The following is a 1250-nucleotide window of genomic DNA, read 5'->3' as shown; positions in this document are numbered from 1 at the left end:
TCGACGGCGACCTTGACGACGGTGCCCTGCATGGGGGCGGTGACGGCGTCACCGGAGGCGGCGCCGCCGGCGGCGCCGCCGCGGGTGCGGGCCTTGGGCTTCTTGCGGACCGCCCCGGGTGCGTTTCCGCCGCCGGTGCCGAGGGTGAACTGGCCGGGCAGGGACACCTCGACGCGGCGGCCGCCGACCTCGACGACGACGTTCTGCCGGGGCAGGGTGTCGTCCTCGTCAATGGGCTGGTTGCCGGTGAACGGTTCGACCTGGTTGTCCCATTCGGTTTCGATCCACTTGGTGTAGACGTCGAATGAGGTGCCGTCGCCGATGAAGGCGGGGTCGGCGACGATGGCCCGGTGGAACGGGATGACCGTGGCCAGTCCTTCGACCTGGAATTCGGCGAGGGCGCGGCGGGCGCGGGCCAGGGCTTCGTCGCGGGTGGCGCCGGTGACGATCAGCTTGGCGAGCATGGAGTCGAACTGGCCGCCGATCACCGAGCCGGTTTCGACGCCGGAGTCCATCCGCACGCCGGGTCCGGTGGGCGGCACGAACTTGGTGACCGGGCCGGGGGCGGGCAGGAAGCCGCGGCCGGCGTCCTCGCCGTTGATGCGGAATTCGAAGGCGTGGCCGCGGGGGGTGGGGTCCTCGAGGAGGTCGAGGGGTTCGCCGTTGGCGATCTTGAACTGCTGCAGGACCAGGTCGATGCCGGCGGTTTCCTCGGTGACGGGGTGTTCGACCTGCAGGCGGGTGTTGACCTCGAGGAAGGAGACGGTGTCGCCCTGGACGAGGTATTCGACGGTGCCGGCGCCGTAGTAGCCGGCCTCTTTGCAGATGGCCTTGGCGGAGGTGTGGATGCGGGTGCGTTGGTCGTCGGTGAGGAAGGGGGCGGGGGCCTCCTCGACGAGTTTCTGGAAGCGGCGTTGCAGGGAGCAGTCGCGGGTGCCGGCGACGATGACGTTGCCGTGCTGGTCGGCGATGACCTGGGCTTCGACGTGGCGGGCCTTGTCCAGATACTGTTCGACGAAGCATTCGCCGCGGCCGAACGCGGCGACGGCCTCGCGGGTGGCGGAGTCGAACAGTTCGGGGATTTCCTCGATGGTGTGGGCGACCTTCATGCCGCGGCCGCCGCCGCCGAACGCGGCCTTGATGGCGACGGGGACACCGTATTCCTTCGCGAAGGCGACGACCTCGTCGGCGTTCTTGACGGGGTCCTTGGTGCCGGCGGCCATCGGGGCCTTGGCTTTTTCGGCGATGTG

The 1250-nt window shown here is 69.8% G+C and carries 1 protein-coding gene; it reads right to left on the bottom strand.

Features of this window, described 5'->3' with window-relative positions; genetic code table 11:
• Positions 1-1250 (bottom strand): ATP-grasp domain-containing protein (locus ACFVJ3_RS49510; protein WP_378459051.1); only part of this gene is annotated, 1250 nt, incomplete at both ends.

Source organism: Rhodococcus sp. NPDC127593, from assembly GCF_042671975.1.
Classification (GTDB): Bacteria; Actinomycetota; Actinomycetes; order Mycobacteriales; family Mycobacteriaceae; genus Rhodococcus_F.
The sequence above is the reverse complement of the archived record's forward strand: the minus strand, read 5'-3'. Positions and strand labels throughout refer to the sequence as shown.